General features: G+C 65.4%; 23 protein-coding genes, 1 tRNA gene and 1 pseudogene. 9 read left to right on the top strand and 16 right to left on the bottom strand.

Annotated features, from left to right (window positions below; translation table 11 throughout):
• Positions 1 to 115: 115 nt before the first annotated feature.
• Both IT472_RS01360 and IT472_RS01355 read right to left on the bottom strand, forming a co-directional pair.
• Entirely contained in the window at positions 116 to 742 is a 627-nt protein-coding gene (locus IT472_RS01360) for a YdbL family protein (RefSeq protein ID WP_297177230.1), read from the bottom strand.
• A gap of 20 nt (positions 743 to 762) precedes the next feature.
• Complete coding sequence (locus IT472_RS01355; RefSeq protein ID WP_297177228.1) at positions 763 to 2,796, bottom strand: hypothetical protein; 2,034 nt, start codon at positions 2,794 to 2,796, stop codon at positions 763 to 765.
• Between the two features lie 51 nt (positions 2,797 to 2,847).
• Between IT472_RS01355 and IT472_RS01350 the strand changes: the two genes are divergently transcribed.
• A complete protein-coding gene (locus tag IT472_RS01350; RefSeq protein WP_297177226.1) occupies positions 2,848 to 3,561 on the top strand; it encodes a hybrid sensor histidine kinase/response regulator in 714 nt (237 codons plus the stop codon).
• On the opposite strand, the gene pgi is transcribed toward IT472_RS01350, so the two are convergent.
• The 6 genes and pseudogenes from pgi to pcnB form a co-directional block, all read right to left on the bottom strand.
• Positions 3,521 to 5,026 (bottom strand): glucose-6-phosphate isomerase, encoded by a 1,506-nt coding sequence (pgi, locus tag IT472_RS01345; RefSeq protein ID WP_297177224.1) that lies wholly within the window; start codon positions 5,024 to 5,026, stop codon positions 3,521 to 3,523. The two genes, IT472_RS01350 and pgi, sit on opposite strands and share 41 nt — an antisense overlap.
• 2 nt (positions 5,027 to 5,028) lie before the next feature.
• Complete coding sequence (gene panD / locus IT472_RS01340; protein WP_297177222.1) at positions 5,029 to 5,409, bottom strand: aspartate 1-decarboxylase; 381 nt, start codon at positions 5,407 to 5,409, stop codon at positions 5,029 to 5,031.
• Positions 5,410 to 5,502: 93 nt separating this feature from the next.
• Entirely contained in the window at positions 5,503 to 6,357 is an 855-nt protein-coding gene (panC, locus tag IT472_RS01335) for a pantoate--beta-alanine ligase (RefSeq protein WP_297177220.1), read from the bottom strand.
• 240 nt (positions 6,358 to 6,597) lie between these two features.
• The gene (gene panB, locus IT472_RS01330) at positions 6,598 to 7,413 is read right to left on the bottom strand and encodes a 3-methyl-2-oxobutanoate hydroxymethyltransferase (protein WP_297177218.1); all 816 of its coding nucleotides are present in this window, start codon (positions 7,411 to 7,413) and stop codon (positions 6,598 to 6,600) included.
• A gap of 33 nt (positions 7,414 to 7,446) precedes the next feature.
• The gene (folK, locus tag IT472_RS01325; protein ID WP_297177215.1) at positions 7,447 to 8,004 is read right to left on the bottom strand and encodes a 2-amino-4-hydroxy-6-hydroxymethyldihydropteridine diphosphokinase; all 558 of its coding nucleotides are present in this window, start codon (positions 8,002 to 8,004) and stop codon (positions 7,447 to 7,449) included.
• 74 nt (positions 8,005 to 8,078) lie between these two features.
• Positions 8,079 to 9,299: pseudogene (gene pcnB / locus IT472_RS01320) on the bottom strand (polynucleotide adenylyltransferase PcnB); the annotation flags it as partial.
• A gap of 539 nt (positions 9,300 to 9,838) precedes the next feature.
• Here pcnB and IT472_RS01315 point away from each other — a divergent pair.
• Both IT472_RS01315 and IT472_RS01310 read left to right on the top strand, forming a co-directional pair.
• Positions 9,839 to 9,914: transfer RNA gene (locus IT472_RS01315), tRNA-Glu, on the top strand.
• Positions 9,915 to 10,130: 216 nt separating this feature from the next.
• Positions 10,131 to 10,307 (top strand): hypothetical protein, encoded by a 177-nt coding sequence (locus IT472_RS01310; protein ID WP_297177212.1) that lies wholly within the window; start codon positions 10,131 to 10,133, stop codon positions 10,305 to 10,307.
• A gap of 39 nt (positions 10,308 to 10,346) precedes the next feature.
• Here IT472_RS01310 and IT472_RS01305 read toward each other — a convergent pair whose 3' ends face one another.
• Complete coding sequence (locus tag IT472_RS01305) at positions 10,347 to 10,862, bottom strand: hypothetical protein (RefSeq protein ID WP_297177210.1); 516 nt, start codon at positions 10,860 to 10,862, stop codon at positions 10,347 to 10,349.
• An 11-nt stretch (positions 10,863 to 10,873) separates the two neighbouring features.
• Positions 10,874 to 11,776 (bottom strand): 4-hydroxy-tetrahydrodipicolinate synthase, encoded by a 903-nt coding sequence (gene dapA, locus IT472_RS01300; RefSeq protein ID WP_297177240.1) that lies wholly within the window; start codon positions 11,774 to 11,776, stop codon positions 10,874 to 10,876.
• Positions 11,777 to 11,985: 209 nt separating this feature from the next.
• Here dapA and IT472_RS01295 point away from each other — a divergent pair, with 209 nt between their 5' ends.
• From IT472_RS01295 to IT472_RS01270, 6 genes are all read left to right on the top strand, one after another.
• On the top strand, positions 11,986 to 12,555 hold the full coding sequence (locus IT472_RS01295) for a glycine cleavage system protein R (RefSeq protein ID WP_297177207.1): 570 nt from the start codon (positions 11,986 to 11,988) through the stop codon (positions 12,553 to 12,555).
• 5 nt (positions 12,556 to 12,560) lie between these two features.
• Positions 12,561 to 13,040 carry a peroxiredoxin gene (locus IT472_RS01290; RefSeq protein ID WP_297177204.1) on the top strand — a complete coding sequence of 160 codons (480 nt, stop codon included), beginning with the start codon at positions 12,561 to 12,563 and terminating at the stop codon, positions 13,038 to 13,040.
• A 106-nt stretch (positions 13,041 to 13,146) separates the two neighbouring features.
• The gene (locus IT472_RS01285; RefSeq protein WP_297177201.1) at positions 13,147 to 14,547 is read left to right on the top strand and encodes a PhoH family protein; all 1,401 of its coding nucleotides are present in this window, start codon (positions 13,147 to 13,149) and stop codon (positions 14,545 to 14,547) included.
• Positions 14,548 to 14,558: 11 nt separating this feature from the next.
• Positions 14,559 to 15,404 (top strand): alpha/beta fold hydrolase, encoded by an 846-nt coding sequence (locus IT472_RS01280; protein WP_297177198.1) that lies wholly within the window; start codon positions 14,559 to 14,561, stop codon positions 15,402 to 15,404.
• A gap of 137 nt (positions 15,405 to 15,541) precedes the next feature.
• On the top strand, positions 15,542 to 15,796 hold the full coding sequence (locus IT472_RS01275; protein ID WP_297177195.1) for a helix-turn-helix domain-containing protein: 255 nt from the start codon (positions 15,542 to 15,544) through the stop codon (positions 15,794 to 15,796).
• Positions 15,796 to 17,511, top strand: a complete 1,716-nt coding sequence (locus IT472_RS01270) for a SulP family inorganic anion transporter (protein ID WP_297177192.1) — start codon at positions 15,796 to 15,798, stop codon at positions 17,509 to 17,511. The genes IT472_RS01275 and IT472_RS01270 overlap by 1 nt, the downstream gene beginning before the upstream one ends.
• A 20-nt stretch (positions 17,512 to 17,531) precedes the next feature.
• Here IT472_RS01270 and fabB read toward each other — a convergent pair whose 3' ends face one another.
• The 6 genes from fabB to IT472_RS01240 all read right to left on the bottom strand — a co-directional run bounded on the left by fabB (position 17,532) and on the right by IT472_RS01240 (position 23,514).
• A complete protein-coding gene (gene fabB / locus IT472_RS01265; RefSeq protein ID WP_297177189.1) occupies positions 17,532 to 18,755 on the bottom strand; it encodes a beta-ketoacyl-ACP synthase I in 1,224 nt (407 codons plus the stop codon).
• 2 nt (positions 18,756 to 18,757) lie between these two features.
• On the bottom strand, positions 18,758 to 19,273 hold the full coding sequence (fabA, locus tag IT472_RS01260) for a 3-hydroxyacyl-[acyl-carrier-protein] dehydratase FabA (protein WP_297177238.1): 516 nt from the start codon (positions 19,271 to 19,273) through the stop codon (positions 18,758 to 18,760).
• Positions 19,274 to 19,388: 115 nt separating this feature from the next.
• Positions 19,389 to 20,819, bottom strand: a complete 1,431-nt coding sequence (locus IT472_RS01255) for a hypothetical protein (RefSeq protein WP_297177186.1) — start codon at positions 20,817 to 20,819, stop codon at positions 19,389 to 19,391.
• Positions 20,820 to 20,825: 6 nt separating this feature from the next.
• On the bottom strand, positions 20,826 to 21,176 hold the full coding sequence (locus tag IT472_RS01250; protein ID WP_297177183.1) for a hypothetical protein: 351 nt from the start codon (positions 21,174 to 21,176) through the stop codon (positions 20,826 to 20,828).
• A 306-nt stretch (positions 21,177 to 21,482) separates the two neighbouring features.
• Positions 21,483 to 22,091 carry a hypothetical protein gene (locus tag IT472_RS01245; protein ID WP_297177180.1) on the bottom strand — a complete coding sequence of 203 codons (609 nt, stop codon included), beginning with the start codon at positions 22,089 to 22,091 and terminating at the stop codon, positions 21,483 to 21,485.
• A gap of 19 nt (positions 22,092 to 22,110) precedes the next feature.
• Complete coding sequence (locus tag IT472_RS01240; RefSeq protein ID WP_297177177.1) at positions 22,111 to 23,514, bottom strand: mannose-1-phosphate guanylyltransferase/mannose-6-phosphate isomerase; 1,404 nt, start codon at positions 23,512 to 23,514, stop codon at positions 22,111 to 22,113.
• Positions 23,515 to 23,709 lie beyond the last annotated feature (195 nt).

The raw sequence follows: 23,709 nt of genomic DNA, 5'->3' as shown, positions 1-23,709 counted from the left end.
GACCACCGGGGATTGCCCGGTCAGTGCATTGCTCGGCCAGGTGGGTCACAAGCGCAGACGATCGCTACGCATGGACACGCCGCGTGAACGCAACGGAATCGCGGTTACTTCTCGGTTACTTCTGCTTCCAGACCCCGCCCTGCTGGTACCACCAACCCGCACGCGCACTGGAGATCCATTGCTTGGCGAAGATCCCGCGCAGTTGGTCTTCCCATTCGGGATGGCCATTGGCCACCGCCACTTCACGGTAGACGGCCTTGCGATCACGGTTGTCGTCCGCGACCGCGGCGTTCATTCCCACCCGATCCTTCAGCGCGATCTTCGAGGGGTCGCGCACGGCGATCAGGCCGTCGCTGGTGAAGCCCAGCGCACCACTGTCGAAGCCGGAGCGCAGGGTCGAATTGAAGCGCGCTTCCATCCGCGACTGGATGGCTTGGATGGCCGGCGTCTTGATGGTGATGTCGGGCGCGGCCGACTGTGCCTGTGCGCTGCCGATGCCAAGCAGCATCCACGGATCGAAGCGGGTGGTGCCCAGATCGAGTCGACGCGACAGTGCCGCCATCCCGCCACCCCCGGATGCCGGTCCGTCCTCGGCTGGCTTGGCAGTGGGATCACTGATGACCTTCTCGACGAACTCACGCGCCGCATCGCGCGCTTCCGCCGCCGGGAAATACACATTGATCGTCACGCATGCGGACAGCAGCATCGCGCTGGCCACCGGAACACCCATCCACTTGCGCATCGCCTTCACTCCATGGTTCTTCATTTGATGACCGGCGCGACCTCGCCCTTGCCCGCCGCGATCAACCGCTCCACCAGCGTCTTCCAATCCACCGCACGGTTGAAGCCGATCACGTCGAGCCGCGGCACGCCGCTGCCTTCGACAATAGTAAAGGCGTTTGCGCCCTGAGCGCCGCCTGAATCCGGCAATCCGGACATCGTGCACACCTCGTTCTCCAGCCGACAGCCAATCCCGATCCGGCGATAACCGAAGTCGGAAAACAAGGCGATCGCCTTGCCCTGCAGACTGCTCACGAACGAACTGTCACCGACGCTGCCGATGTCCTGCACCGCGCGCTGGCTGATCCGCTGCGGGACACCGCGCGCCGTCATCGTGGTGAACTGCGCATCGAATGCGACCGGTGTCCAATCGACCAGACGCAGGCCATCGATGCGGCCGGCGAGCCGTCCACTGATGCTGCCGAATCCCAGCACCTCGGTCAGGCGTTGCAGGTCGAGGCCGGCCAGCGCGATGTCGGCGCTCAGGCTGGGCGCGCTGCCGAACGGACGCTCCAGCGCCAGCGAGGAGAACGCGACCTTGCCATCGAAAAGATGCAGCGCCAACCCGCCATCGAAATCGATGCGGTCATTCGCGTAATGCGCACTTGGAATCTCGCCTGCGAGCACGCCGGTGAACGCAGGCAAACCCAGTGCATGCGAGACCTTGCCGAAATCGATGCCTTCCAGTGCCATGCCAAAGCGGATGTCGGCACCCTTGTCGGCATGTGCCGGACGGATCACCACGTCGTTCAATCGCAGGGTGCCGCCCTGCATCGGCACGCTCCACGGCTGGCGCGAGCGCAAGCTGCCGTCGCTGCTGGTGAACGGCAACACCGCGGCACCGAATTGCAGCCCGTAGAGTTCGCCGGCATCCCATTGCAGCGCACTGTCCACCGGCGCGGCCGCCGAATAGCGCAGCTCGCCGCGCAACCCGCTGAAGCCAAACCGGCTGGCCGGATCGTGCAGGCCGGTATCGCGCAATGTGGCCGTCACCTCGGCCAATTGACCATCGGCCACCCGCGTGCGGATATCGACCGCGCCGCGCAGTTCCACCTCGCCCATCCCAAGCAAGCCCAGCCAGCCCGACAGGTAACGCGGCCGCACCGGCCCAAGATCGCCGCTGTGCGTCTGCAGGTCGAGTGCACGCAGGCTGCCATCCGACGCGAGGCTGGCACGTCCGGTCGTGGCCAGTACATCCCCGTCCCTCCATTCGATCCTCGGCAGATTCCAGCCCGAGACACCGTTGCTGCGCGCCTCGATAAGCAGGCCGACCGGGGTCGGCGGCAGTGCGACATAGGTGGAGCCGACCAGGAACTCGCCGCCCTGCAATTCCCCCGCGAGCGCAACTCGCGTGTCCGCGCCGTTGGCGTAGTCCAGCGTGAACCTGCCGCCCAATTTGTCGCCGGCGATGCTGCTGTCGGCATTGCTCAGCGCCAAGCCCTGCACCTGCAAAGGTCCGCTGACCGTCAGCGGCGCGGACGACGGTGCGGTGATCGCCAGCCGTCCGTCCAAGGTTCCCGCGCTGAAGCTCGCCCCCGGCCATGCCTGCGTCAGCAGCGCCTGCGCCCACTGCAGCGGCGCGTGGGTCAGCACCAGCGTGGTCAACTCCGGCGTCAGGGTGCGCCGCTCCAAGACCAGCCCGGCTTGGCCTTGACTCAGCCGCGCCGTGAGTGCCGAATCATCGAAGCGCAGGGCCAGCTGCAACGGTGCCGAGCCGCCACTGCGTGCAGCGCCAGCGCATTGCCAGCCGTTGTTCGGCACCCGCCGCAACTGGCACTGCCACGCCACGTCACGATAGTGGTAGCCGAGGTCCGGAGCATCGACACGATCGGCATGGATGCGCAGATCGCCGCTCTCGGCCCCCTCCTGCCACGACAACTGCACCTGCACATGCTCCAATGTCGCCACCGGCGTGGTCAGCCTGGCGATACGCAGTTTCGCGGTGCGCGCCTGCACATTGGGCGCGACCAGCGCGGCGGCGATGCACAGACTCAGCAATGGATACGGATGGCGCATGGCGGCAGGATACAAAGTCCCGGGGGTTTCACGATGAACGTTGCGCCAGCCATGGATCCGCAAGACTGCACCCTGCCGAACCTGCTGCTGGTCGAAGACGACCCCACAAGCGCCGCGTTCCTGTCCGATGCTGCCGCACAGTTGCCGGCGCAGGTCCACATCGCCAAATGCATTGCGGAGGCCCGCGCTGCCTGCCGGAATCATGCCTTCGACCTGTTGCTGATTGATGCCCATCTGCCGGATGGCAACGGTGCCGATCTGCTGAACGAGCTGCGTGCCGCAGGCGTGCAAGTGCCGGCGCTGGCGCATACCGCCGAGGCCGGCAGCGCACTGCACGACCAGTTGCTGGCCGCCGGTTTCTGCGAGGTACTGCGCAAGCCGATGCCGGTGACGACGCTACACGCCGCACTGCGCCGTCAGCTTGGCGACCGCGCCGCGCCAGGTTGGAACGATGACGCCGCGCTGGCGGTGATGGGTGGCCGCGCTGATCAGGTCGCCGCGTTGCGACGGATGTTCCTGGCCGAATTGCCGGATCAGCGCAGGCGCATTGCATCTGCAGTCCAGCAACAGGACGAAGCCGCCGTGCGCGCGGAACTGCATCGGCTGGATGCGAGTTGCGGTTTCGTCGGTGCCACGCGACTGGCGGGCAGCGTACGCGACCTGCGCACGGAACCGCTGGACACGCAGCGATGGCAGGCACTCGACGCGGCAATAGCGGACCTGCTCAGCGCGCCCGCGCCAGCTCCGCCAACAACGACCGCGTAACCGGATCGTCGGCCTCGCCCTGGCCTTCCACGACCGGCAGCAGACGTTCCGCCAGGGTCTTGCCCAGCTCGACCCCGTATTGGTCGAAGGCATTGATGCCCCACAACACCGCCTGCAGATAGACGCTGTGCTCGTACAGCGCGATCAACATGCCGAGTGTTTCCGGCGTCAGCGCATCCAGCAACAGCAAGGTACTCGGCCGGTCGCCCGGATGGCGGCGATGCGGATTGTCGTCGCTGCGGCCGTTCGCCAATGCTTCCGACTGCGCCAACAGATTGGCCAACTGCGTCGCATGGTTGTCCGCATGCGCATGATCGGGTCGCGCCACGCCGATGAAATCGATCGGGACGACTTGGGTGCCTTGGTGCAGGGCTTGGAAGAAACTGTGCTGGACGTCGGAGCCGACGCCACCCCACCACACCGGCACCGAATCGACGCCAATCGCCGCTCCATCGATCCGTACCGACTTGCCGAGGCTTTCCATCACCAGCTGTTGCAGGTGCGCAGGCAACAGGCGCAGGCGCTGGTCGTAGGGCAATACGGCCTGGGTCGCGGCTCCGAGTGCATTGCGGTTCCAAATCGCGGTCAAGGCATGCCAGACCGGCAGATTGTCACCAAGCGGCGCACTGGCCGCGTGGGCATCCAGTGTCGCCGCGCCCGCCAGCAGCCGTTCGAAGGCCGTCGAGCCGAGTGCCAATGCGACGGGAAATCCCACCGTCGACCACAACGAATAGCGGCCACCGACCCAGTCCCACATCGGCAAGCTGCGCTCGGCGGCGATCCCGAACTCGGCCACGCGCTGCGGTGCCGCGCTGACTGCATGCAGGCGCGCGTCGTCGCCCAGCCACGCACGGACGATACCGCCGTTCAGCAAGGTTTCGCGGGTCCCGAAGCTCTTGGAGACAATGACCGCCGCGGTTCGGCGTGGGTCGAGTCGCGCCAGCAGGCGCTGCGCGGCATGGCCGTCGAGATTGGACAGGAAATGCACACGGAATCGTGCGTTCGGCTGCGCCAAGGCATCGACCACGAGCCGTGGCCCAAGGTCCGAGCCGCCAATTCCAACACTGATGATGTCGGTGACGTCGCTGGCCGCCAGCGCATCGACCAGCGCCCGCATGCGCGCGAGCGCATCGAGGGCCGCGGCGCGTGCCGAACGTGCGGTGCTGGTCGACCCACAGTCGCCGCGCAGGGCCGCGTGCAACGCCGCGCGGCCCTCGGTCGCATTGACCGATTCGCCATCGAACATGCGCCGCATCGCACCGAGCAGGTCGGCGCGCGTGGCCATCGCGAACAGCGATTCGAGCGCCGCACGGTCGTAGTGCTGGCGGGCAAAATTCGCATACAGCGGGCCGACCCGCAGCGCGAAATCGGTCGCACGCGCCGGGTCACCGGCTATCAAGCTGGACAGCGAGGAGGCGGACAGCCGGCGGGCGTGTTCGTCCAAGCCGTCCAACGCGCCGGTCACGCTCAGGCTGCCTGCTTGGCCATCGAACGCGTGGTGTGGGTCAGTCGGTTGTCGGCATCGACATACACCAGGGTGGGCTTGTACAGCGCCGCTTCGGCTTCGCTGCACTGGCCATACGCGCAGATGATGACCAGATCACCGACGTGCGCCTTGTGCGCGGCCGCGCCGTTGACCGAAATCACCCCGCTGCCTTCGTCGGCGCGGATCGCATAGGTGGAGAAGCGCTCGCCGCTGGTGACGTCGTAGATGTCGATGCGCTCGTATTCGCGGATGCCAGCAATATCCAGCAGGCGGCCGTCGATCGCGCACGAACCTTCGTAATGCAACTCGGCGTGGGTGACGGTGGCGCGGTGGATCTTGGCCTTGAGCAGGGTTAGCTGCATGGTTTCATTCCGGGGCTGAGGCATCGAAAGGGAAAAGTATAGGCCGTCGCTTGCGCACTGCAACAATATGATCGGGCAAGGCTGGACCTGCGATCAGTGCTCAAGCCTGAATTCGAGATTGTCGATCAGCCGCGTCTTGCCGAGCCGTGCAGCGATCAAGGCGACGCGCGGGCCGGGCTGGCCATCGTCCGGCTCGCACAGGTCCGGATCGCGCAGTGCAGCGTAATCGGGCGCGAAGCCGGCGGTGCGCAAGGCGACCACGGCGTCAGCTTCCACCTGCGCGCGCGGCGTCCCGGACTGTGCGGCGGCGCGCATCGCCTGCAAGATGCGATGGATGGCCGGTGCGGCGGCACGCTCGTCCGGTGACAGATATTGGTTGCGTGAACTCATCGCCAGCCCGTCGTCCTCGCGGACGATCGCTCCGGCCAGGATCTCGATCGGAACGTGCAGGTCGGCCACCAGTTGCCGGATCACCGCAAGCTGCTGGTAATCCTTGCGGCCGAACGCGGCCACGTCCGGCTGCACCTGGTTGAACAAGCGAGTGACCACCGTGCAGACGCCATCGAAATGACCGGGCCGGCACGCGCCTTCCAGCACCGCACTGACGCCGGGGACGTGGATGTTCGCGGCCAGCGCCACGCCGAAGGGATACATCGCCTCGACTTCGGGCAGCCACAGCACATCGCAGCCGGCCGCTTCCAGCCCGGAGGTGTCGGCGTCCGGCGTGCGGGGGTAGCGGGTGAAGTCCTCGTTCGGGCCGAACTGGGTGGGATTGACGAAGACGCTGGAAACCACGCGATCAGCGTGCTTGCGTGCCAGCTTGACCAGTGAATAGTGGCCGGCGTGCAGATTGCCCATGGTCGGGACGAAGCCGACGCGCAAACCCGCGCGTTTCCAGGCCGAGATGGTGGCGCGCAGCGGGTCGAGATGGGTGATGGTTTCGATCACGAAACTGCTCGGCTGTCGTTCAATCAATGGGGTCCAATCAATGGCAATCAATCAATGCAAATCAATGGGGTCAAATCAATGGGGTCAGAGTCATTGATTTTCAGGAATGTTTCGTGCGATGCCACGAAGTCAATGAATCAATGACTCTGACCCCATTGATTCTGGATGTAGGCCACGGCGGCATCGTTGCACACCATCCCCACGCGCCCCTCCCATGGAACGGGCGGGCATCGAGGCCCGCTAACTGTAGGAATGGGTCGCATCGGGAAAGGCGCCACTGCGCACCGCATCGACATAGGAACTGATCGCGCCTGTGATCGAGCCGCCTTCGGCCAGGAAATCCTTGACGAATTTTGGCTTGCGATGGCCGGTGTCGATCCCGAGCAAATCATGCAGCACCAGCACCTGGCCATCGCAACCGGCACCGGCGCCGATGCCGATCGTCGGGATCGCACTGGCCGCGGTGATCTCGGCCGCCAGCGTCGCCGGCACGCCTTCCAGCACCAGCAGGCTTGCGCCGGCTTCGGCCACGGCCAATGCGCTGGCGCGCAGCTGGTCCGCTGCCGATTGCTCGCGCCCCTGCACCTTGAAGCCGCCCATCCGCAGCACCGACTGCGGGGTGAGGCCAAGGTGGGCGCACACGGGAATCTCGCGCTCGACGAGGAAGCGGATCGTCTCCAGCTTGTGCCCCGCACCTTCCAGCTTGACCATCGCCGCGCCGGCCTGGACGAAGCGCACGGCTGCGGCATGCGCCTGCTCGGGGGTGGCATCGGAGCCGAAAGGGAAATCGGCGATCTTGATCGCGCGGCGCGCACCGCGCGCCACCGCCGCGGTGTGGTAGGCCACATCCTCGACCTGCACCGGCAGGGTGGAGTCATGCCCCTGCACCACCATACCGAGCGAATCGCCAATCAGGATCAGGTCGACACCGGCGGCATCGAGCACGCGCGCGAAACTGGCGTCGTAGCAGGTCAGCATCACCAGCTTGCGGCCTTCGGCCCGCGCACGCGCCAACTGCGGCACGCTCAGTGCGGATTGTTCGGCATGGACGCTCATCGCGGTTCCGGGTCTCGACTGTGGAACAGACGATTATCGCGCACCGTGGCCATGTCCCTCGGGCCTGTCGTCCACGTCGAGAAAATTGGCAACCAACGGCGCGATATTGGATGCATCGACGTGGCGCAACGCCTCGCCCACGCTGCCGTGTCCGGGAAACTCGGCGTCTGCCGCGATTTCAGCCAGCGGGACCAGTGCAAATGCTCGCTCGTGCAGGTAAGGATGCGGCACGCGAAGGCCCACGGCATTGATGCGCCGGTTTCCGTACAGGAGCAAATCGATGTCCAGGATCCTGGGGCCCCAACGCATTGATGCGGTCTCAGCATCACGATGGCGCCCGGCACGGCGTTCGATTTCCAGCAGGTGGCGCAGCAGGACCTCGGGATCCAGCCGGGTTTCCAAGACAACCGCGGCGTTGACAAAATCGGGCTGATCGACCCCTCCCCAGACGGGTGTGAGGTACAGGCGCGACGTTGCGAGCACGCGGCTTCCGGGCAACTCGCCCAATGCCGCGATGGCGGCACGCACGGCTTCCGCGGGGCGTCCGATATTGGCGCCAAGACCAATGCAGGCGCGAATCACGGGGGTCATTGCTGGTCTCCTGACGAATCCGGGCGGTTGCCTGCCACCCGATTATCCTCATCCAAAACACGTCCCGGGCGCGACTGCGCCTCCCTCCAGAAGCCCACGTCGGCTGCGTGGGTATCCGAAGCTGCCAACCGCAGTTCGAGGAAGTCGAACGCAGAACGGAACCGTGGATGCGCAAGCAATCGCGACACCCGTTTGTTCTGGCGCAACACGAAGCGCGGCTGCAGCAACCAGATCTCCTGCATCGGCAGTGAGAACCTTCGTGGCAACGCGGTACGCGCAACTTGCCGCATGGTCACGCGATCGGCTGCGCGCCGCTGCGCATCAACGGCCTGGATGCCCTGCGCCTGCAGTTGCGCAAGTGCCCTGCAGTACGCAGGCCACAACAACACGGCGAACAGGAACGCAGGCGATGCCGGTTCTCCCGCCGCGACCCTTGTATCGGCGTTTATCAGCCCCTGCACCAGCATCCTCCGCAACGCGCCGGACTTGTTCAACGCCAAGGCCTGCGCGGTTTCCGGCAACAACTCCGGCAGCAAGCCAAACGCTTCCAAATGCTCGAAACTGGACTTGGCGTGGCCGGCCAGGAACAGCTTCATCGCCTCTTCGAACAGGCGCGCCGGTGCCGCATCTGCCAGCAACGGCGCCAGCTTGGGAATGGGCGCGGCAGTGGCAGGGTCAATCGAGAATTCGAGCTTGGCGGCCAACCGCGCCGCGCGCAGCATCCGCACCGGATCCTCGCGGTAGCGCGCTTCGGGTTCGCCGATCAGGCGCAGCGTGCGCGATTGCACGTCGGCGAACCCACCGACGTAATCATGCACGCTGAAATCAGCGATCGAGTAATACAGGGCATTGACAGTGAAATCGCGTCGCAGCGCATCATCTTCGATGCTGCCGTAGACGTTGTCCCGCACCAGCCGCCCGCTGGCCAACACCTCGCGACCTTCCTCCTCGTCATCATTTCCGCCGTTGGCGCGGAAAGTCGCGACTTCGATGATTTCGCGACCGAACACGACATGCGCCAAGCGGAAGCGACGCCCGATCAATCGGCAATTGCGGAAGATCGACTTGACCTGCTCGGGCGTGGCATCGGTCGCGATATCGAAGTCCTTGGGCGCACGCCCCACCAGCAAATCGCGCACTGCGCCACCGACGAGATACGCCGAAAACCCCGCCTCGCGCAGGTGGTAGAGCACTTTCAGCGCGCTGCGGCTCATCTGCTTGCGCGAAATGTCGTGCTCGTCGCGTGGGATCACGCGCAGCGAAGGCACGACGGAGGCGTGTGGGTTTGGGGTCATGCGGAAGAACTGGAATGAAGGAGAAGCGACAGCCCTGCAACAGGGCGGATGCTGGTGCGCATACTAGCAAGCTGGAGCCGGGTGCTCCGCTTTCCCAGGGCAGTGATGAGCAATCACGACGGACTGATGCGCTGCACCTTCGGGTTCGCCACGATTCCGCCGCTGTCTCATGCTCCCTTCGTCTAGAGGCCCAGGACGTGGCCCTCTCAAGGCGAAAACACGGGTTCGACAGATTCGCCGGGAGCGAATCTGGACAGCCGCAGGCTGCCTCGCGCGGTGCGCGAGGCGCGGCACAGGGATGTGCCGCGTCCATCCCGTAGGGTAGAATCGCCGTCCCGAAGCTCATTGCTCCCTTCGTCTAGAGGTCGCATCCGTCTTCAAGCTAGGACGTGGCCCTCTCAAGGCTAAAACACGGGTTCGACAGATTCGCCGGGAGCGAATCTGGACAGCCGCAGGCTGCCTCGCGCGGAGCGCGAGGCGCGGCACAGGGATGTGCCGCGTCTCTCCCGTAGGGTAGAATCGCCGTCCCGAAGCTCATTGCTCCCTTCGTCTAGAGGCCCAGGACGTGGCCCTCTCAAGGCTAAAACACGGGTTCGAATCCCGTAGGGAGCGCCAATAAAGAAAAACCCCCGGGCCTATGCCCAGGGGTTTTTCTTTGTCAGCCCTCTGGTTCGAACCCGTAGGGTTCGACAGATTCGCCGGGAGCGAATCTGGACAGCCGCAGGCTGCCCGCAGGGCGCGGCACAGGGATGAACCGCGTCTATCCCGTAGGGAACGCTCGCCTCTGCGCGTAATATCCAGACACCGCCGAATTATCGACATCATTCAACCATGCCCTTCGTCGTCACCCCCAACTGCATCGTCTGCAAAGACCTGAGCAACGCGGGTGATGCAACGGCCGCATCTGAAACAACACCCCACGCTGACACCCCGACAACAGGCGTCGAACCGACCTCCACAAAAAAAGAATCCGCGCCGGAAGGCACGGATTCTTCATCGAGCGATTGAAGCACCCCACGAGGTGCCAATCTGCACCTCGCTCGCCGCTTACTGTCCGCCGAGCGCGGTCTTGAGTGTGGCGATCAGCTTTCTGGCGGCCTCGCCCGTGGGCGGCAGTCCGCGCGGATCGACAGCCGACACCCAGGTGCCACTGCCGGCGCGGGTGACTCGAACGAGGAACTTGCTGTCCATGTAATCGACATCGTACGTTCCGAGGATCTCGGCCTTGCTGGCGACGCTGACACCCGGGACCGCGGCCAATGCCTCCCCCACCCTGACGAAAACGGTATCGCGATCTGCTGCAACGTTGAAACCGATCGGCTGGACGGCGGGAGTTGCACCGCTGGCCATCGAGGAACTCCCCTCGGTGGTCGCAGGCAGCGCCATGGCACGATCCGCAGCCGGACGATCCAGGTCTGGCGGGACTTCCAGCGGACGGGATTCCGAACTCTGCAGATAGACGTCACTGGTCTTGCTGAACCAATGGCAGCCAGACAAGCCCACCGTCAGAAGAACTGCGGCAAGCGGTGCGATGGTGCGGGTCACGCGTGCGTTACGGTGCATGCTGTCTCCTGTCAGGCCGCGGCGGTGCGGCTGCGTTCTTCGATGCCAGAAATAGCCGCATGCAGGCGGGTGGCCTGCGCGGAATATGCCGATGATAGCGTCTGCAGCGGCAAACGCAGGCCATGGCCGATGCCGTCGAGGGCGAGCAGTGCCTTGAGCGGGATGGGATTCGGCTCGACACCGAGGAAGCCGTACAGCTCCGCGAGGGCAGCATCCAGCGCCTGCGCGCCTACGGCGTCGTGGCTGCGTGCCAAGTCGCAAAGGCGTCGCATCGACTTCGGCACCACGTTGGAGGCCACCGACACCAGGCCATCAGCCCCGGCCAGCATGGCCCGCGCGGCGGTCGGATCGTCGCCGCTGAGCACGGAAAATCCATCGCCGCGGCAGGCCAATAGCGCCTGCATGCGTTCCGGCTCCGGCCGCGCCTCCTTGATCCCGACGATCCCCGGATGATCGGCCAACGCGCCGGTGGTCTCCGGCAGCATGTCACAGCCGGTGCGTCCAGGAACGTTGTAGAGCACGACCGGCAAGCCACCCTCGTCAGCCACCGCGCGAAAATGCGCGAGCAAGCCGGCCTGGGTCGGGCGCACGTAAGGCGGTGTCACCACCAGGGCTGCGTCCGCGCCGAGTGCGGCAACACGCCTGTTGAAGCGGATCGTCTTGGCCGTATTCGATTGTCCGGTACCGGCCAGTACCGGAATCCGGCCACGACAGGCTTCCACGGCAATCCGCAGGAGCTGGTCGTATTCCTCGTCCATCAGGGCCGCCGCCTCACCGGTCGAGCCGGCGACGACCACGGCCTGGGTGCCCGCATCGAGTTGGGCGTGCAGCAGGCGCTGCCATGCCTGGAGGTCGAGTTCGCCGGTCGCCGTGAATGGCGTTGCCAGCGCAGTGATGCTGCCGGAAAGTCGCAAGGGAATGGCCTGGAGAACGGGCACGGCGGCGCGTGCCGCGTGCGATGGGGGAGCATGGCGTTCGGTGGATCGGTGTCGACGAATCTTAGCGGAGCGAGCGACGAAGCGAAACCTGCACCGGCCACGCGGTCCGGCGCGACGGATCGGCGGCTGCCGGTGCTATGCTGGCCTCATCGCCGCCCATCGACACGCGGCTCCCCCTGTTCTGGATGAGCGCTTTGAGCAAAACCGCCGCCCGGCCCGCGCCGACCGAAAACCACCTGCTGGTCAACGCGTACACCACGCACCCACAGTCGCCCCTACTCGCAGTCACCCGCCGGATCGCCGATTCCGGCTGCAATCTGGTCGACACGCGCCTTGCCACTGTCGGCCGCGATGTCTCGGTGACTGCGTTGGTGTCGGGCTCATGGGACGCGGTGGCCAAGCTCGAGACCATGCTGGCCAAGCTTGAACGCGAGGAGGGCCTGAAGCTGGTCTGGTACCGCACCGGCCCCAAGCCGCTGCAATCCAGCCTGCTGCCCTATGTGGTGGAAGTCATCGCCGCCGACAAGCCGGGTATCCTGTTCCAACTTGCCGATTTCTTCGACCAGCAGGGCATCACCATCGAGAGCCTGCATTGCGCCCGCTACCGGGCCATGCAGACCGGCGCCGACATGTTCTCGGCCCAGCTCACGGTCGGCATCCCGGCCGACATGCACATCGCCACCTTGCGCGACGATTTCCTCGAATTCTGCGACCACCTCAATCTCGACGCGATCATGGATCCGATGAAGTATTGAGCCAAATGACCGCACGCACCGAACCCGGCGACCGCGTCCCCGACCTGCCCCTTTCGCTCTCGAGCGGCAAGGTGGCCACGCTTGGCGACTACGCCGGGAAATGGCTGGTCCTGTACTTCTATCCCAAGGACAGCACCCCCGGCTGCACCACCGAGGGGCTGGATTTCAACACCCTGCTACCCAAGTTCCAGCGCGCTGGCGCCCGCGTGCTGGGCGTGTCGCGCGATTCGATCAAATCACACCAGAATTTCTGTGCGAAGCAAGGCTTCAAGTTCGACCTGGCCAGCGATGCCGACGGCAGCCTGTGCGACGCCTTCGGCGTGATCCAGCCGAAGAAGCTGTACGGCCGCGAGCACGTTGGCATCGTCCGCAGCACGTTTTTGATCGACCCCGACAGCGCGGTGCACCAAAAGTGGCAGCCGGTGAAGGTCCCCGGTCACGCACAAGCCGTGCTCGACGCACTCCTGGCCGCGCAAGCCCAGTGACCACGCATCCCCTGCCCAATCCTCAAATCGCCATCTCCCGATGGCGCGGCAGGCACGGTCAAGCGACCACGCTCCCATCCACGGAATCCACACCAAGGCCACCCGCATGACCCACGGCAAACGCATCTACGTCCTCGACACCAATGTGCTGATGCACGACCCGACCGCGCTGTTCAAGTTCGAGGAACACGATGTGTACCTGCCGATGCAGGTGATGGAGGAGTTGGACAACGGCAAGAAGGGCACCAGCGAGGCCAGCCGCAACGCCCGCCAGGTCAGCCGCTTCCTCAACGAATTGATCGAGGCCCACGGCAGCACCGACGTCACCCACGGCGTGCAGCTGCTGCGGCCGCAGGGCCTGCGCCTGCGCAATGCCGACAGCGTCGGCCTGCTGCGCTTCCAGACCGCGAATTTCGATGCCGGCAAGCGCTTCGGCACGGTCATCCCGGACAACCACATCCTCGGCGCGATCCTCGCGCTGAAGGAATCCGATCCGGGCGCGCCGGTGGTGTTCGTGTCCAAGGACATCAACCTGCGGATCAAGGCCTCGATCGCCGGGATCGCCAGCGAGGATTATGAAAACGACCGCGCGCTGGACGATTTCAACCTGCTCTACACCGGCGCAACACCGCTGCCGGAAGACTTCTGGGAACGGCACGGCAAGGACCTGCGCTCGTGGACCGAGAAAGGACGCACCTGTTACGAGATCACCCGCGTCGACGGTGAAGACTGGCATCCCAACCAATTCGCTTTCCTGCCCGGTGACGAGCAGTCCGAGCTGAAAGTGGTGAAGCTCAATGACGACAAGGTGACCTTGCAGATCGTCGATGACTTCCGCCACAGCCAGCATGCGGTCTGGGGCATCAATGCGCGCAACCGCGAGCAGAACTTCGCGCTCAACGCGTTGATGGACCCGGAGATCGATTTCGTCACCCTGCTCGGCACCGCAGGCACCGGCAAGACCCTGCTGACGCTCGCTGCTGGCTTGGCGCAGACCATGGACGTGCAGCGCTACCGCGAGATCGTGATGACCCGCGCCACCGTCAGCGTCGGCGAGGACATCGGCTTCCTGCCCGGCACCGAGGAGGAAAAGATGACCCCGTGGATGGGCGCCTTGACCGACAACCTCGAAGTGCTGACCCATAACCAGGATGGCGGCAGCTGGGGCCGCGCCGCGACCAATGACCTGCTCGCTTCGCGGATCAAGATCCGTTCGATGAACTTCATGCGCGGGCGCACCTTCCTGTCGCGCTTCCTGATCCTCGACGAGGCCCAGAACCTCTCGCCCAAGCAGATGAAGACCCTGATCACCCGCGCCGGCCCGGGCACCAAGATCGTCTGCCTCGGCAACGTGCAGCAGATCGACACGCCCTACCTGACCGAGACCACCTCGGGCCTGACCTACGCCGTGGATCGCTTCAAGCACTGGGAGCACAGCGCCCACGTCACCCTGCGCCGCGGCGAACGTTCACGCTTGGCCGACTTCGCATCCGAGGCGCTGCTGTAACCCCAGCCCGAATGGACGCAACGCGCGCGGCTGAACTGCCGGTCACTGCCGCGGATGGCCACCGCTTCGTGCTGCAGGCGCGATTACCTGATCGCACGTGCGCACGCCTGTTGTGGCTGCCCGCACTCGGCGTTTCGGCACGCCATTACCTGCCGTTTGCCGACGCGCTGGCCGCACGCGGCGTCGCCGTCTTCGTGCACGAATGGCGCGGCCACGGAAGCAGCAATGCACGCGCAAGCCGTGGCTGCGACTGGGGCTACCGCGAATTGCTGGACGACATCCACGCCAGCGAAGCCGCGGCTGATGCACTGGCATCGACGTCACGGCGAATCCTCGGCGGCCATAGTCTCGGCGGCCAACTCGCCTGCTGCCGGATCGGCCTTGATCCGCATGCCGCAGCTGCGCTCTGGGTTGTCGCCAGCGGCACACCGTACTGGCGCTGCTTCCCGCAGGGCAAGCGCTGGTGGTTGCCGCTGGCATATCGCTTCCTGCCCTGGCTTGCGCGCCTTGTTGGCCACTTGCCCGGCCGTCGGATCGGGTTTGGCGGCAACGAAGCTGCCAGGGTAATGGCCGATTGGGCGCGCAGCGGGCTGTCAGGGCACTATCGCCCCAGCGGTTTCGATGCAGACCTTGAAGCTGGCATGGCCCGCTATGCGGGCCACATGCGCGGGATCGCCTTCGCTGATGACTGGCTGGGTCCGATGGCCGCACTGCGCCACCTGGCCGACAAACTGCCGCAGGCCCGGATCGACCTGAAGACACTGGATGCCCGACAGCTGAACGTGCGCGCCGACCACTACGGTTGGATGCAGCAGCCTGATGCGGTCGTTGCGGCACTGGTCGATCTTGAGTGGTGAATCGAAGCGCAGGGCCACGATTCCGCAACTGCAACGGCTCCGCCCGGGCAAAGCCACTGCGATTGTGATGATGTCAGACGCATCATTGTTGACGTTTTTTACTTGAACTGTGAGTGACTGTCTGCTGCAATCGCAGAATGATCTCTGCCTCCCAACTGCGCGCCGCGCGCGCCCTGCTCGGCATCGACCAACGCACTCTGGCCGGAATGGCTGGGGTCTCACTGCCGACGATCCAGCGCATGGAGGCCAGTCGCGACGAGCACGTGCGCGGAGTCGTGGCCACCCTGGCCCGGGTCGCTGCGGCGCTGGACGAGGCTGGCGTCGAATTGATCGGCAACGACCAACCCGGACAAGGGCGCGGGCGCGGAGTGCGACTGAAAGCACCGCAGTGATGTCCGCATCCCGCCATCCAGTTTCCGGCACAGTGCTGCAGCAGTTCGAACCCAAACTGGTGACGGTGCTGCGCGAGGGTTATTCGCTGGGCACATTTCGCAACGACGCCATTGCCGGGCTGACGGTGGCGGTCGTGGCATTGCCGCTGGCGATGGCGCTGTCGATCGCCAGCGGTGCCCCACCAGAAAAGGGCCTGCACACGGCGATCATCGCCGGTTTCCTGATCTCCGCGCTGGGTGGTTCCCGGGTACAGATCGGCGGCCCGACCGCGGCCTTCATACCGGTCGTGTTCACGGTCATCCAGAATTTCGGCTATGGCGGGATGATCCTGTGCACCCTGCTCGCCGGCCTGATGCTGATCGCTGCCGGGCTGCTGCGCTTGGGCGCGTTGATGAAGTTCATGCCGCAGCCAGTGATCACCGGCTTCACCGCCGGCATTGCCGTCAGCATCTTTTCCAGCCAGGTCAAGGATGCGCTGGGGCTGCAGATGGGTCCCGTGCCGGGTGAATTCCTGGCGCGCTGGCGGGCCTACTTCGACCATATCGGCAGCGCGCAGCCGGCGGCGATCGCACTCACGGCACTCGGTCTGGCGACCATCCTCGCGCTGCGGCGCTGGCGACCGAACTGGCCGGGCTTCCTGTTCGCACTCCTGACGTGCACGCTGGGTGCCTTCGCACTGTCGCTTCCGGTGGAAACCATCGGCACCCGCTTCGGCACATTGCCTGCCGCACTTCCGGCATTCGACATTCCGCACATCCCACTGGAGCGCACCCGCGAACTGCTGCCCAGCGCGTTCACCATTGCCTTCCTTGCCGGCGTGGAATCTTTGCTATCGGCCGTGGTTGCCGACGGCATGACCGGCCGTCGCCACCGTTCCAATGCCGAGTTGATCGCCCAAGGTGCGGCCAACGTCGGCTCGGCCCTGTTCGGTGGGCTGCCGGCCACGGGAGCCATCGCGCGCACCGCCACAAACATCCGTGCCGGTGGCAGCACGCCGGTGGCAGGTATGCTGCACGCCGTCCTGCTGCTGGTGTTCATATTCGCCTTGGCACCAGTGATGCGTTACGTTCCGCTGGCAGCCTTGGCGGCGATCCTGTTGATGGTGGCGTGGAACATCAGCGAGGTCGAAGCATTCCGGCGCACGCTGTCGGCCCCCAAGGGCGATCGCCTGGTCCTGCTGCTCACGTTCGGCCTAACCGTGGCCTTCGACCTGACGCTGGCTATCGAGGTTGGCATCGTGGTGGCAGCATTCGTGTTCATGTTCCGCATGGCCGAGGCCGTCGAGGTGTCGTCCGGCGTGCAGGTCCTTGGAAGCGAAACGCCAGAGGATCCAGACGACGCCCTCCAGCGTTCACGCCTGCCGCGTGGCACCGAGGCATTCCAAATCAACGGACCGCTGTTCTTCGGGACGTCAGGCAGGCTTGATGACCTGCCCGATCGCCTCATTTCGCCCCCCAAGGTCTTCATCCTGCGCCTGCGTCTGGTGCCAATGATCGACGCCAGTGGCGTGCATGCACTGCGCGGAATGATCGCGCGCTGCCGGCGCCGCGGCATCACCCTGATCTTCTCGGGACTGCAAAGCCAACCAGCGCGGGTATTGGCACAAATGGACGTCGGCGATGACGTTGCTGGCGTGCATCGGGTGCCGAATTTCGACGCAGCGGTGGAACTGGCCGAACGCCTGGTGGCAACCAACCCGGACCCGGCGGCTTGAATCCCGCCCCCGGGTGGACCTCAAGGCGAAGCAATTCGTGCCCGTGCGAACACCAGGGTGCCGTTGGTGCCGCCGAAGCCGAAGCTGTTGGACATCACCACGTCGAGCTTGGCATCGCGGCTTTCCCGCGCGATCGGGAAGCCTTCCGCGCCCGGATCGAGGGTCTCGATATTGGCCGAACCGGCGATGAAGCCGTCACGCAGCATCAGCAGGCAGTAGATCGCCTCGTGCACGCTGGCCGCGCCCAGCGAATGGCCGGACAGGGCCTTGGTCGAGGACAGCGGCGGCACCGCGTCACCGAACACCTCGCGCACGGCGTTGAGCTCGGTGATGTCGCCCAGTGGGGTCGAGGTGCCGTGGGTATTGAGGTAATCGACCGGACGGTCCACGCCCTCCAGCGCCATGCGCATGCAACGCACCGCACCCTCGCCACTGGGCGCCACCATGTCGGCACCATCGCTGGTGACGCCATAGCCGATCAGTTCGGCATGGATGCGCGCGCCGCGTGCGACCGCGTGGTCCCAGTCCTCCAGTACCAGGATGCCACCGCCACTGGCGATCACGAAGCCATCGCGGCCGGCGTCATACGGGCGCGAGGCCTTTTCGGGGGTTTCATTGCTGCCCGTGGAGAGCGCACCCATGGCGTCGAACATCACCGTCATGGTCCAGTGCAGGTCTTCGCCACCACCGGCAAACATGATGTCCTGGGCGCCGTGGCGGATCAGGTCGGCGGCCGCGCCGATGCAGTGCGCGGAGGTTGCACAGGCGGCACTGATCGAATAGCTCAGGCCGCGGATCTTGAACGCGGTGGCGAGGTTGGCCGACACGGTCGAACACATCGTGCGCGGCACCATGTACGGGCCGACCTTGCGCACGCCGCGTGCACGCAGGAGATCGGCGGTTTCCACCTGCCAGTGGCTGGAACCGCCGCCCGAGCCGGCGATCAGGCCGGTGCGCGGATCGCTGACCTGCTCATCGGACAAGCCGGCATCGGCGATGGCATCCCGCATCGCCACATAGCTGTAGGCGGCGGCATCGCTCATGAAGCGCTTGAGCTTGCGGTCGACGACCGCATCGAGGTCAAGATCGACCGCGCCGCCGACCTGGCTGCGCAGGCCGGCCTCGACCGCCTCGGGCAGCAGCCGAATCCCCGAACGCCCCGCGCGGAGCGCATTGGAAACGCTGTCGAGGTCATTGCCGAGGCAGGAGGTGATGCCCATTCCGGTGATGGCGACGCGACGCATGATCAACCTCCCGAACTCGATTCGAACAAGCCCACGCGCAGGTCCTTGGCGGTATAGATCACCTCGCCATCGACCAAGGTGCGTGCATCGGCCTGGGCCACCACCAATTTGCGGTTGATGACGCGGGTGATGTCGATTTCATAGCTGACCTTGCGGGCGCTGGGCAACACCTGGCCGGTGAACTTGACCTCGCCGCAGCCCAGCGCGCGGCCGCGGCCGGGCGAGCCCAGCCAGGTCAGGTAGAACCCGACCAGCTGCCACATCGCATCCAGCCCAAGACAGCCTGGCATCACCGGGTCGCCCAGGAAGTGGCACTGGAAGAACCACAGGTCCGGATGAATGTCCAGCTCGGCGCGCACGAAGCCCTTGCCATGGCTTCCACCATCGTCATTGATCTCGACGATGCGATCGAACATCAGCATTGGATCGGCGGGCAAACGGGCGGTGCTGGTCGGGAACAGTTCGCCACGGGCACTGGCAAGCAATTGTTCGCGGGAAAACGAGGAGGCGCGGATCATGTCGGGCATCAACCGGGTAAACGTCCGATTGTAAGCACGACGGCCACGACATACCTACGCGTATTGCGCGTCCACTGACTCCGCCGCGCGTGGCCTCGCCTGAGCTTGGCCGCCGTCAATGGTGCGCATGCGGCTTGCCTTCGTCTTCGGGGGCGGCCGCCGGTACGGCGGGCACCGGTGCGTGCAACGCATCAACACCCTTGCCGATTTCCTGTTCGACCCACTGCGCAAAATATGGCGTCTGCACGAAGCCCTGGCCCCAGCCGAACGCCAGCCCGGCCAGATAGCGGTCGGCGGCGCCACGCCCATTGATCCGGGCCGGCACGATCAGGGCGCGGCCACCATCACGACCGGCCTCTTCCACCATCGCGCGCACCTGGGCCACGGCGATCTTGTTCTTGTCCGGCCAGTCCTCACGCCAGGTAGCCACGCGAATGGCACGGAAATGATCACCGCCGATGGCGCGCATCTGGCTGGCCAAGCTGTTCAGCAGGTCCAGCCAACGCTGGTTGGCGGCGTCATCGCCCTGTCCATGCGCGGTCAGGATGATGGTCTCCTTGACCGGGGCGGTGGACACGCTGCGGGCATTGGCCAGCAGCGCCCTGGCGAACAGCGGGTCAGCGTCGACACCGCCCACCGTCACCATCGGCAGCGCAGAACGAATTCGCGGCGCCGCCGCAATGCCCGCACTGGCGCCGTGGTGTCCCATGTCCATGCCGCCCATGCCGTGCATTCCAGCCATCCCGCCCATCGCGTGGTCGCTGTGTGCCGGCGGCGCGGCACCGCTTTCCACATCGAGTCCGAGCATTCGATCCACGTCGCTGCGGAACGAATCGGCCATGCCAAAGGCTCGCACGACCACGACCGCCCGTGCATTCGCATGTTCCAACTCGCGCACGGCACGCTCGATCGTTGGCGGATCAGCCATCGAAAAGGCAAATGCCATCGGCTGCCGGGACGCCAGCGGCGCCAGCGCCTGTTCAATGGCGTCATTCCAGAACCAGTCCGTGCCATGGGTCAGCACCACCACGCCGAATTGCGCAGGATCGACTGTTGCCTGCTGCAGTGCGACCTGTGCCGCTGCCCGTTGCATCCATTGCGTCAAGGCATCAGTGGTTGCCTGCGGTGAAGCCACCAGGGTGGCATCGGCGGGCACATCGGAAGCGAACCACCCATTGAAATCCATCATCGTGTCGGCACGCGGCGTGAACCCGACCGGCACGATCACGGCACCGTGTGCCGCCTTGACCGCATCGGTGAAGCGGCTGCGCAACACCGCCGATTCCTGCGCACCGCGCTCCGGATACACCACCGCATCAATGGCATCGGCAGGCAGGGTGCTGGCAACCGCGCCCATCCGGCGCAGTTCGGCACGCATCGTTTCCGCCGCGCCCGGACTGCCGGCGCCATACCCCACCAACAACAGGCGCTGCGCATCGGTGTGCGTATCGCGCAGCCGCGCCGACAGGTCCTCGACCGCCAGATAGGAGGCGCCGTAGGGTTTGGCCATCAGCAAGGCCAGGCCCTGCGCCTTGCGCGCCTGCAACCAGCCCTAGGCCAGTTGCCAGCGGGCTTCCTGCGTGGAGACAAACAGCGGCAGCACGGCGACCGCGCGTGCGCCCCGCTCGCGCAACGCCTTCAGCCTGGCATCCAGCACGGCCTCGCTGCGGCCGTCGGTGACATACAGCAATTCGGCATTGCGGCCCTGCGCGAATGCCGCGAAGGCATCCCCGATTTCGGCGTTGCCGAGGAAGCCGCGATCCGACGTCACCACGAGCACGCCCAGGTCCGTTTGCGCGGGTGTCGAAGACTGTGCAGCGAAGGCAGGCAACGCCAGCAACATGGCATAGAGCATGGCGAAGGCAGCGATCACTCGTACTGGGACAAGGCGGATGGAGGACACGCGATTTCCTTGGAATTGGCAAGAGCCTGCATGGGTAGCGGGCAATCGCGAGGCGAACCTATCGCGATCCCGCGCGCCGCACAAATAATATCGATTCGCATTCGCAAGTCAATCGCAGACAGGCCGAGGCATGTGGAAGTTCCACGCCAGCCCGGTGCTGCCGATGCGACTTCAGGTCGGATTTGGGGAAGCTCCGAACAATTCAGAGGTTCCTGCCAGCCAAGGATGGCTGGCCACGAATCGATCACGCAAGTGATTGATTCGTGTGAGCCAGGGGCTGCATGACCCCGAATCAACGACTCCGCATCAGCGATTCCCGCGGGTGACCGCGGCCAGCGAAGCCAGGAACTCCGGACCGCAGCCCTTGAAGCGGCCACCGCGTTCGGTGATTTCGACCGGATAGATGACCCGCGCGAAGATCACGCCCGCCACAAAGGCGACCACCGAGCCGGCGAAACAGGCCACCGAAATCCCCGAGGTTTCGCCACCGAACATCACCACGCCAGCCACGAACATCAGGACGAACAGGCCCAGCGCGGACCCCACCTTGAGCCATCGGCGCTTGCGATGTTGGTCGCACAGCCCCGCTGAAATCTCGATCTTCTTGCGCGCAATCATCGCGGCGATCGCATAGAGGATGATGTTCAGCAGGATCAGCAGGTACCAACCGGACGCATGCCAGTAGTAGGTCTTGCGCTTCGGCCGCTGGACCAGCAGCGTGTTGCATTTGACGCAACGCTGCGGCAGGTCGCTGCCGCGCGCAACGTAGACGGTACCGCCGGATTCACGCCAGCAGTCGCCGCGGGCGATGTCGTGGACGTCCGCCTCGGGCGGCAGGTAGGGATTGCGTTCCATCGATTGCTTGGACTCCAGATCAAATTCGGCGGCACGCTGCGCCCGGCGCATCATGCCCATGACCCACGAATGGCAACGCTCAAGCGCGCCCGTACTGGTCTTCGTAACGGACGATGTCGTCTTCGCCCAGGTAATCGCCGGACTGCACTTCGATCAGTTCCAGCACCTCGTGGCCGGGATTCTCCAGCCGGTGGGTGGCCCCGATCGGGATATAGGCCGACTGGTTGGCGCACAGGTCGAAGACCTCATCGTTGCGGGTCACCCGCGCGGTGCCGCTGACCACCACCCAGTGCTCGGCGCGATGCCGATGCGACTGCAGGGACAGCCGCGCACCGGGCTTGACCTTGATCCGCTTGACCTGGAAACAACTGCCGACATCGACCGAGTCGTAACTGCCCCAGGGACGATGGACTTCGCGGTGCAACACCGCCTGCGAGCGTTGCTGCGCCTTCAGCTGCGCCACCACGTCCTTGACCTGCTGGACCCGATCCTTGCGCGCCACCAACACCGCATCGGCGGTTTCCACCACCACGATGTCGTCCACGCCGACCAGCGCGACCATCCGCTGCGACCAGGCATAGCTGTTGCGGCTATCGACCGCGATGACTTCGCCGCGACAGGCATTGCCGCTGGCGTCCTGCGCGCTCACGCCCCACAGCGACGACCACGAACCGACGTCGCTCCAGCCGAAGTCCACCGGCAGCACCATCGCCGCGTCGGTGTTTTCCATCACCGCGTAGTCGATGGAGTCGGACGGGCACTGGGCAAACGCGGCCTTGTCGAGACGGATGAAATCACCGTCGCGGGCCGCCGCATCGAAGGCCTTGCGCACCGCGTCGGCGATCTCAGGCCGGAAGCGTCGCAATTCCTCCAGGTAGCGCGAGGCGCGCAGCAGGAACATGCCGCTGTTCCAGAAGAAATCACCGGCGTCCAGATACTGTTGCGCGGTGGCAGCGTCGGGCTTCTCGACGAAGCGCAGCACCTTGCGCACGCCCTCGCCAGCGCCTGCCTGGATGTAGCCGAAGCCGGTTTCCGGCGCGCTCGGCACGATCCCGAAGGTCACCAGTGCGCCAGCCTCCGCCGCAGGGCTGGCCGCCTGCACGGCAGCGCGAAAGGCCTCGGGATCACGCACCACATGATCGGACGGCAGTACCAGCAACAGCGGATCCTCGCCGCTGGCCATCGCCTGCAGCGCCGCCGCCGCGATCGCCGGGGCGGTATTGCGACCGACGGGCTCAAGCAGGATGGACGGCACCGGCGCACCGATCTGGCGCAGTTGTTCGGCCACCAGGAAGCGATGCTCCTCGCCGGCGACCACGATCGGCGCGCTGTCGGCGATCGCCGCCACCCGCTGCCAGGTGTCCTGCAGCATGGTGGCATCCCCCGCCAGCGGCAGGAATTGCTTCGGGTAGGCCTCGCGCGACAGCGGCCAGAGCCGCGTGCCGGAACCGCCGGACAACAGGACAGCTTGCAACTTCGCCACGCACACCTCGCTAGGGAATCGATGACGCGTTCAGGGATTCCCGCCAGCCACGCTTGTAACAACAAGGATGGCTGGCCACGAATCAATCATGCAGGTGATCGATTCGTGTGAGCCGAATCCGGGCCTTGACCGGGCTCGGCGTGGGCTGACAACGACTGAATGGCGTTGTTCAGCCCTTTCCACAGGACTCGCTGA

The sequence above is a fragment of the Thermomonas sp. genome (assembly GCF_020850895.1).
Taxonomy (GTDB): domain Bacteria; phylum Pseudomonadota; class Gammaproteobacteria; order Xanthomonadales; family Xanthomonadaceae; genus Thermomonas.
The sequence above is the reverse complement of the archived record's forward strand: the minus strand, read 5'-3'. Positions and strand labels throughout refer to the sequence as shown.

Coding starts and splice junctions, on each gene's coding strand:
- IT472_RS01360 (WP_297177230.1), bottom strand. CDS start 742: ATGCGCAAGTGGATGGGTGTTCCGGTGGCCAGCGCGATGCTGCTGTCC.
- IT472_RS01355 (WP_297177228.1), bottom strand. CDS start 2,796: ATGCGCCATCCGTATCCATTGCTGAGTCTGTGCATCGCCGCCGCGCTG.
- IT472_RS01350 (WP_297177226.1), top strand. CDS start 2,848: ATGGATCCGCAAGACTGCACCCTGCCGAACCTGCTGCTGGTCGAAGAC.
- panD (WP_297177222.1), bottom strand. CDS start 5,409: ATGCAGCTAACCCTGCTCAAGGCCAAGATCCACCGCGCCACCGTCACC.
- panB (WP_297177218.1), bottom strand. CDS start 7,413: ATGAGCGTCCATGCCGAACAATCCGCACTGAGCGTGCCGCAGTTGGCG.
- folK (WP_297177215.1), bottom strand. CDS start 8,004: ATGACCCCCGTGATTCGCGCCTGCATTGGTCTTGGCGCCAATATCGGA.
- IT472_RS01310 (WP_297177212.1), top strand. CDS start 10,131: ATGCCCTTCGTCGTCACCCCCAACTGCATCGTCTGCAAAGACCTGAGC.
- IT472_RS01305 (WP_297177210.1), bottom strand. CDS start 10,862: ATGCACCGTAACGCACGCGTGACCCGCACCATCGCACCGCTTGCCGCA.
- IT472_RS01295 (WP_297177207.1), top strand. CDS start 11,986: ATGAGCGCTTTGAGCAAAACCGCCGCCCGGCCCGCGCCGACCGAAAAC.
- IT472_RS01290 (WP_297177204.1), top strand. CDS start 12,561: ATGACCGCACGCACCGAACCCGGCGACCGCGTCCCCGACCTGCCCCTT.
- IT472_RS01285 (WP_297177201.1), top strand. CDS start 13,147: ATGACCCACGGCAAACGCATCTACGTCCTCGACACCAATGTGCTGATG.
- IT472_RS01280 (WP_297177198.1), top strand. CDS start 14,559: ATGGACGCAACGCGCGCGGCTGAACTGCCGGTCACTGCCGCGGATGGC.
- IT472_RS01275 (WP_297177195.1), top strand. CDS start 15,542: ATGATCTCTGCCTCCCAACTGCGCGCCGCGCGCGCCCTGCTCGGCATC.
- IT472_RS01270 (WP_297177192.1), top strand. CDS start 15,796: ATGTCCGCATCCCGCCATCCAGTTTCCGGCACAGTGCTGCAGCAGTTC.
- fabB (WP_297177189.1), bottom strand. CDS start 18,755: ATGCGTCGCGTCGCCATCACCGGAATGGGCATCACCTCCTGCCTCGGC.
- fabA (WP_297177238.1), bottom strand. CDS start 19,273: ATGATCCGCGCCTCCTCGTTTTCCCGCGAACAATTGCTTGCCAGTGCC.
- IT472_RS01245 (WP_297177180.1), bottom strand. CDS start 22,091: ATGGGCATGATGCGCCGGGCGCAGCGTGCCGCCGAATTTGATCTGGAG.